Source organism: Pseudomonas sp. (genome assembly GCF_049301935.1).
GTDB lineage: Bacteria > Pseudomonadota > Gammaproteobacteria > Pseudomonadales > Pseudomonadaceae > Aquipseudomonas.
This window is the reverse complement of sequence record NZ_JBAQLP010000003.1, coordinates 1-6,719: the sequence shown is the minus strand read 5'-3', so window position 1 is coordinate 6,719 and position 6,719 is coordinate 1. Positions and strand designations below refer to the sequence as shown.

Annotated in this window: 6 protein-coding genes, 1 tRNA gene and 1 pseudogene; 7 read left to right on the top strand and 1 reads right to left on the bottom strand. The window is 61.2% G+C overall.

The features are described from left to right. The 4 genes from WA145_RS00320 to WA145_RS00305 all read left to right on the top strand — a co-directional run. Positions 1-296, top strand: a 296-nt coding sequence (locus WA145_RS00320) for a sigma-70 family RNA polymerase sigma factor (RefSeq protein WP_422579649.1), incomplete at its 5' end; no start/stop codon positions are given. A gap of 105 nt (positions 297-401) precedes the next feature. After that, positions 402-4,136: a bifunctional diguanylate cyclase/phosphodiesterase gene (locus tag WA145_RS00315; protein WP_422579648.1), complete on the top strand. Its 3,735-nt coding sequence runs from the start codon at positions 402-404 to the stop codon at positions 4,134-4,136. A 15-nt stretch (positions 4,137-4,151) separates the two neighbouring features. Then, positions 4,152-4,228, top strand: a tRNA-Ile gene (locus WA145_RS00310). Positions 4,229-4,767: 539 nt separating this feature from the next. Continuing rightward, a complete protein-coding gene (locus WA145_RS00305) occupies positions 4,768-5,112 on the top strand; it encodes a hypothetical protein (RefSeq protein ID WP_422579647.1) in 345 nt (114 codons plus the stop codon). A gap of 22 nt (positions 5,113-5,134) precedes the next feature. On the opposite strand, the gene WA145_RS00300 is transcribed toward WA145_RS00305, so the two are convergent. After that, positions 5,135-5,398, bottom strand: a complete 264-nt coding sequence (locus tag WA145_RS00300; RefSeq protein WP_310287170.1) for a helix-turn-helix transcriptional regulator — start codon at positions 5,396-5,398, stop codon at positions 5,135-5,137. 110 nt (positions 5,399-5,508) lie between these two features. On the opposite strand from WA145_RS00300, the gene WA145_RS00295 reads away from it, so the two are divergent. From WA145_RS00295 to WA145_RS00285, 3 genes and pseudogenes are all read left to right on the top strand, one after another. After that, positions 5,509-6,054, top strand: coding sequence for a hypothetical protein (locus WA145_RS00295; RefSeq protein ID WP_422579646.1), 546 nt, complete (start codon positions 5,509-5,511; stop codon positions 6,052-6,054). Further along, positions 5,964-6,551 (top strand): annotated as a pseudogene (locus tag WA145_RS00290) (copper-binding protein); the annotation flags it as partial. The gene WA145_RS00295 and the pseudogene WA145_RS00290, both read left to right, overlap by 91 nt. Next, on the top strand, positions 6,548-6,719 hold a 172-nt coding region (locus WA145_RS00285), incomplete at its 3' end, for an efflux RND transporter permease subunit (protein WP_422579650.1). The pseudogene WA145_RS00290 and the gene WA145_RS00285, both read left to right, overlap by 4 nt.

Here is a 6,719-nt window from a genome sequence, read left to right as displayed (position 1 = left end):
ACTCCCACCTGGGCGACTTCATTGAAGACTCCACCATGCAATCGCCGATCGACGTGGCGACCGTGGAAAGCCTCAAAGAAGCCACCCGCGAAGTCCTCGGCGGCCTCACCGCTCGCGAAGCCAAGGTCCTGCGCATGCGTTTCGGCATCGACATGAATACCGACCACACCCTTGAGGAAGTCGGTAAGCAGTTCGATGTCACCCGCGAGCGGATTCGTCAGATCGAAGCCAAGGCGCTGCGCAAGCTGCGCCACCCGACGAGAAGCGAGCACCTGCGCTCCTTCCTCGACGAGTAACACCACAACCCCCGGCCCTGCCGGGGGTTTTGCATTCTGGGCAGCTACCAAGGCCTGCCAGGCGGGTCTACACTTTTCCTAATCGCCCAACGAACGAGCCAGCTCATGCCGCGTGTTGCAGCCACCCTCCTGTTGTGTCTGGCGTGCTGGGCCATGCCCGCGCTCGGCCTGGAGCTGACGCCCGCCGAGCAGACCTGGCTGAGCGAGCATCCGCAACTGAGCCTGGGCGTTGACCGCAGCTGGCCACCCTACGAATTTATCGACGACGATGAGCAGTATCAGGGCCTCGCCGCCGACTATGTGCGCCTGATCGAACAGCGCCTGTCGATCACCTTACGCCCGGCCCCCGCACAGAACTGGAGCGCAGTGCTGGCCGATGCCAGAACCGGCAAGCTGCACCTGCTGCCCAGCCTGATGGCCACCCCCGAACGCGAGCAGTACCTGACCTTCACCCGCCCCTACCTAGACTTCCCGATTGTCATCCTGAGCCAGGAACAAGGCCCGCAACCGCGCAGACTGCGCGAGCTGCAAGGGCTGCGTGTGGCCGTGGTCGACAGCTACGCCACCCACGAACTGCTGCGCGACAAACACCCCGAGCTGCGCCTCTGGCCGCGCCCCAGTGTGGCCGCCGCTCTGCAAGCACTGGCCGCTGGGCAAGCCGATGTGATGGTCGGCGACCTCGCCTCCAGCGTCTGGCACCTGCGCCAGCTCAAACTCGACGGCATCGTCATCAGCGGCCAGACGCCATACCGCTACCAACTGGCCATGGCCGTACCCAAGGATCAAGCCATCCTGGCGGGCATTCTCGACAAGCTGCTGGGCGAACTCACCCCCAGCGAAATCGCCGACATCCAGCAACGCTGGGTGGGTGAGCCGCTTGACCAGCGCCCGTTCTGGCGCAGCCTGCTGCTGTTTGGCCTGCCCGGCCTGCTGGCAGCCTTGCTGATCATCTTCAGCATCCTGCGCATCAACCACCGCCTGCGCAGTGAAATGCACAGCCGCGCCCTGCTGGAAGGCGAGCTGCGCAACAGCGAGCAGCACTACCGCGGCCTGGTGGAAAGCCTCAACGCCGTGGCCTGGCAGATGGACCCCAGCGACTTCCGCTACACCTATGTCGCGCCCCAGGCGGAGCGCCTGCTTGGCTATCCGCCCCAGGACTGGCTGCAGCCCGGCTTTATCGAACGCATCCTGCACCCTGACGACGTGCGCCGCACCCTCGACTATTGCCGCAGTGAAACCCAGGCCGGGCGCGACCACAGCCTGGACTACCGCATGCTTGCCGCTGACGGCCGCGAGGTCTGGGTACGCGACATCGTCACGCTGTCGCCACGGGATGACAGTCAGATGCTGCGCGGTCTGCTGATCGATATCACCGAAACCAAGCGCACCGAACAGGCGCTGGCCCTGTCGGAGCAGAAATTCGCCTCGGTGTTCCACAACAGCCCAGACATCATCGCCCTGCTCAACCTGCACGACGGCCGCCTGCTGGCGGTCAACAACACCTTCGAGCAACAGTTCGGCATCAGCGCCGCCGAGGCCATCGGCCACACCAGCTCGGAGCTGAACCTGTGGATCGAACACGGCATCGGCCCACGCATTCTGGAAATGCTGCGCAAGGGCAATGCGCACAATATCGAAGGCACCTTCCGCCGGCGTGACGGCGGCCAGTTCACCGCGCTGATTTCCGCGCAGCGAGTCACGCTAAATGACAGCACCACCCTGGTCGTGGCGGCACGTGACATCAGCGAACTGAAGGACACCCAGCAGCGCCTGAAACTCTCCGAAGACAAATTCGCCAAGGCTTTCCACGCCTCCCCCGACGGCCTGCTGATTACCCGCCTAAGCGACGGCCACCTGCTGGATGTCAACGAAGGTTTCAGCCGCATCACCGGCTACAGCGTCAACGAAGCGACCGACAGCTCGACCCTACAACTGGGCATCTGGGCTGACCCGCAAGACCGCACGCGCATGTTCGACCAGGTAAAACGCCACGGCTCGGTACGCGATTTCCGCGCCCTTATTCGCACCCGCGACGGCTCACTGCGCACCTGCGAGATGTCGGTACAGCCGATCCCCATCGAAGGCGACACCTGCATGCTGACCATCGCGCGCGACGTCACCGAACGCGAGCAGATGCAGGAACACCTGAAACAGGCCGCCACCGTCTTCGAAAGCACCGCCGAAGGCGTGATGATCACCGACTTGCGGCAGCGCATCACCGCGGTCAACCGCGCCTTTACCAGCATCACCGGTTACAGCGAAGCCGAAGCCCTCGGCCAGTCGCCGCGCCTGCTCGCCTCCGGCAACCACGACAGCGCATTCTACGCCGCCATGTGGCACAACCTCAGCGCCGCCGGGCACTGGCAAGGCGAGATCTGGAATAAACGCAAGAACGGCGAGCTCTACCCGGAATGGCTGACCATCAGCGCCGTGCGCGACAGCGATCAGCAGATCACCCACTTTGTCGGGGTATTCGCCGATATCAGCTCGCTCAAACACGCCCAGGCCAGCCTCGACCACCAGGCCCATCACGACCCACTGACCGGCCTGCCCAATCGCATGCTGTTCGAAGCCCGCCTGCGCGCCGCCCTCGAAGACGCGCACATCGACAAACGCATGGGCGCCGTACTGTTTATCGACCTGGACCGCTTCAAACATATCAACGACAGCCTCGGCCACCCGGTCGGCGACCAACTGCTCAAGAGCATTGCCGAACGCCTGAAAGCCCACCTGCGTGATATCGACACCGTGGCCCGCCTGGGTGGTGACGAATTCATCATCCTGCTACCCGGCTTGCAGCATGATGATGATGCCCAGTTGGTCGCGCACAAGCTGCTCGACTGCTTCAGCCTGCCCTTCCAGTTCGACGAGCAGGAACTGTTTATCAGCGCCAGTATCGGCATCAGCCGCTACCCGGAAGACGGCGATGATGTCGCCACCCTGGTAAAAAATGCCGACGCCGCCATGTACCGTTCCAAGGCGCGCGGGCGCAACCGCGTGGAACTCTACACCCGCGACCTGACCTTCCAGGCCACCGAACGCATGGCCCTGGAGCGCGAACTGCGCCGCGCCATCGAGCTGGAACAACTGCAGCTCTACTACCAACCCAAGCGCAGCCTGAGCAGCAACCGCCTGATCGGTGCCGAAGCGCTGGTGCGCTGGCATCACCCGGTATTTGGCGAAGTACCGCCGGATCGCTTTATTCCCCTGGCCGAAGAAACCGGCCTGATCATCGCCCTCGGCGACTGGGTACTGCGCCAGGCCTGCTGGCAAATGCAGCAATGGCAACACCAGCACGCGCCATTCGGCCCGCTGTCGGTCAACCTGACCGGCGTGCAACTGCGCCAGCCGCACCTGCTGGTTCGCATCTCCAGCCTACTGGAAGACCACAACCTGGCCCCGCAACTGCTGCAACTGGAGATCACCGAAAGCTTCATCATGAACCAGGCCGAAGAAGCGCTCAGCCTGCTGCATCAGCTAAAAAGCCTGGGCATCCAACTGGCCATCGACGACTTCGGCACCGGCTACTCCTCACTCAGCTACCTCAAGCGCCTGCCGGTCGACACCCTGAAAATCGACCAGTCCTTCGTCCGCGGCCTACCCAACGACAGCAATGACGTCGCCATCGTGCGTGCCATCATCGCCCTAGGCCGCAGCATGCAACTGACCGTGATTGCCGAAGGGGTGGAAACCAAAGCCCAGGAACTGTTCCTCGCTGCCGAAGGCTGCGAGCAGATCCAGGGCTTCGTCATCAGCCGCGCCATCCATGCGGACGCCTTCGCACAAAACTTCCTCACCCCACGCCATTCGGTTGGCGCTGCCGAGAAGGCGCCGGTATAATCCGCCCGCCTCTGAGGGCCCATAGCTCAGTTGGTTAGAGCAGAGGACTCATAATCCTTTGGTCCACGGTTCGAGTCCGTGTGGGCCCACCATATGAAACAACGACTTAGGTCAGCCATCGTGCTGGCCTTTTTCTTTTCCACCTTCGGAAAATATTTTTGGTCACCGTATTGGTCACCACTTCGAAAGGCCTGCCATCTTCCCGCCAACCGCCTTCAAAAGGCCGTCGCATTAGTAGATGGGCTGAGCACAGGGTCATAAGCGTCAGCGGATGCAGCACTAGCACTGAAACCAACGCATCGCGCCGGCCTTTCGTCGTTTATGGGCTCGATTATAAGTCGGCGTACCGTTTTATTTTTCTGCACCAGAGAGCGGCGAACGCTGTCGCTTGCAGATTGACACTCAGGCAGCACTCCAATAGGTTTGTGCTCCCCGATAGGGGACGGGATTGGCGTTCCGGTCTGAGACAGGGCTAAGCAGAATTTAGCCCTGAGCATGGCTGTGTCTTTATGGGCGGGCCGTGCGGGGCATCTTCGGATGCGCCGGCCCTCAGACCGGTACGCCAACCCGTGCGGTCTGCTCACCCAATTGGCGTTGGGTGGCAGAACTATTCCGTTCTGAGGATCACACCATGAATGAAACCATCACTTCGCAAACCGAAGCCGACCAAGCTGCCTTCGATGGCCACCATGCCGATAGCGGCACAAAAAATGGCTTCACCCCATTCCATCACGATGACCCTCACTGCGTTATCGGCTACCCCAGCGACGCATTCGCATCCGATCTTTACGATGCTGCAACGCTTCGTCAGTCCGCCCTCCTCGGGGTGCTTTGTGCGCTCAGCACTGCTCAGAACCTGCACGAGCTGAGCACTTCAAACTTGCAGAACTGCATCCAAGCAATTCGCATACTCAGCGAAGATGCAGCAGCCCTCTATGCCGGGGCCTGGCAAGCATTGCAGAACGGGCGCCACTAGTCCCTTGCGGAGGGAGCAGGTATTACTCACCTGCCCCTTTTGATAACGCCAGTTCATCTTCAAATCGCTGAACAAACTCGACAAGGCCGATGTTCAGTGCAATGCAGATATCGCGCAGCTGAACAAGATCAAGACGACGCAGACCGCGCTCGATATCGCTCGCGAAAGACTGCGGGCGCTCAAGTACCTGAGCAAAATGCGCCTGGGTCAACCCAGCTTCCACCCTGCACTGCTTCAGCAGCCTGAGCAGCACCAGATTTTCTTCTCGATACACCGACTTTTCCAACGGGGACTACCTCACAGCTTGACAGCCAGGGAGGGTATATCTAATCTACAGATATCTGATTTACAGATATTCAGATTATTTTGATTATCCCCTTTTCAAGGAACCCCTCGATGAACACCACAGCACAACCCTCTTCCCCAAGTCCCAAGCTTCAGCTGACGCTGAACAAGCAAACGCTAGAAATCCAAATGGAGCTGAATGCTTTACTCACCTCCTTCGGCGCACCAACTGACTTGGCCCAGATTGCCGCTATGGCATGGGAAAGCGACCTGCTGATCGAAGATGACGCTGAATCCACTTTGTACTACCTGCCGATCCGGTTGATTCCAGCGTTCATTGATCAGATCCTCGATCAACTGAGTGTTGAGAGTAGCGCGGAAGCAATCCAGTTCAGAGATGGTTTTCGTGCAGTGGGGGCAAGCACCAGCAAACTCATCACGCTGACACAGACAAACAGGCCCGAAGTGCTCGACCTCATGAAGCAATGGATGAAAAAGGCCCCGGCCAGCTATGCACTGCACGAACTCATCGCTGCGCAATTTAAGCGCTCGACAGCCGTCGCCCCGATCCGCAAACGCGCACGCTCACGGTACGCAGCGAGCTACCCAACCCTGCCGGTAAGTTGCGCCCCGGCATGTTCGCCGCCGTACGCCTGAAGAGCGAAGCCGAGCAGCCCGCGCTACTGGTGCCCAGCGAGGCGGTGATTCGCACCGGCAAACGGGCGCTGGTGATGCTGGCCGAAGGAGGAGGACGCTACCGCCCCCAGGAGATAACCCTGGGCCGCGAGGCCGATGGCCGCCTGGAGGTGTTGTCCGGCCTGGCGGAAGGGCAAGCAGTCGTCATCTCCGGCCAGTGTCTGATCGATTCTGAGGCCAGTCTGCAGGGGGTCATGGCCGGCAAGGCGGAACAGGGTCTCGCCCCAGGGCTGCATGAGTCCCATGGCGTGATTCGGGCACTGGACGCACAGCAGGTTACCCTGGAGCACGGGCCTTTCGAGAGCCTGAACATGCCCGGCATGACCATGCCCTTTCCTCTGGCCAGCCAGGCGGTGGCCGCAGGCCTCAAGCCCGGTGACCACGTGCGCATCGGCGCCCGGCAGACGGAAACCGGCCTGCTGATCGAGCGGCTCGACAAGCAAGGAGAGCAGCCATGATCACACGCCTGATTCACTGGTCGATCGGCAACCGCTTCCTGGTGCTGCTGGCGACCCTCTTTATCACAGCGCTGGGCATCTGGTCGCTGCGCAGCACGCCACTGGACGCTCTGCCGGATCTTTCCGATACCCAGGTGATCATCCGCACCAGCTTTCCCGGCCAGGCGC

What these genes read in the sequence shown, in the direction of transcription:
- WA145_RS00315 (WP_422579648.1), top strand. Translation starts at nt 402, where the DNA reads ATGCCGCGTGTTGCAGCCACCCTCCTGTTGTGTCTGGCGTGCTGGGCC.
- WA145_RS00305 (WP_422579647.1), top strand. Translation starts at nt 4,768, where the DNA reads ATGAATGAAACCATCACTTCGCAAACCGAAGCCGACCAAGCTGCCTTC.
- WA145_RS00295 (WP_422579646.1), top strand. Translation starts at nt 5,509, where the DNA reads ATGAACACCACAGCACAACCCTCTTCCCCAAGTCCCAAGCTTCAGCTG.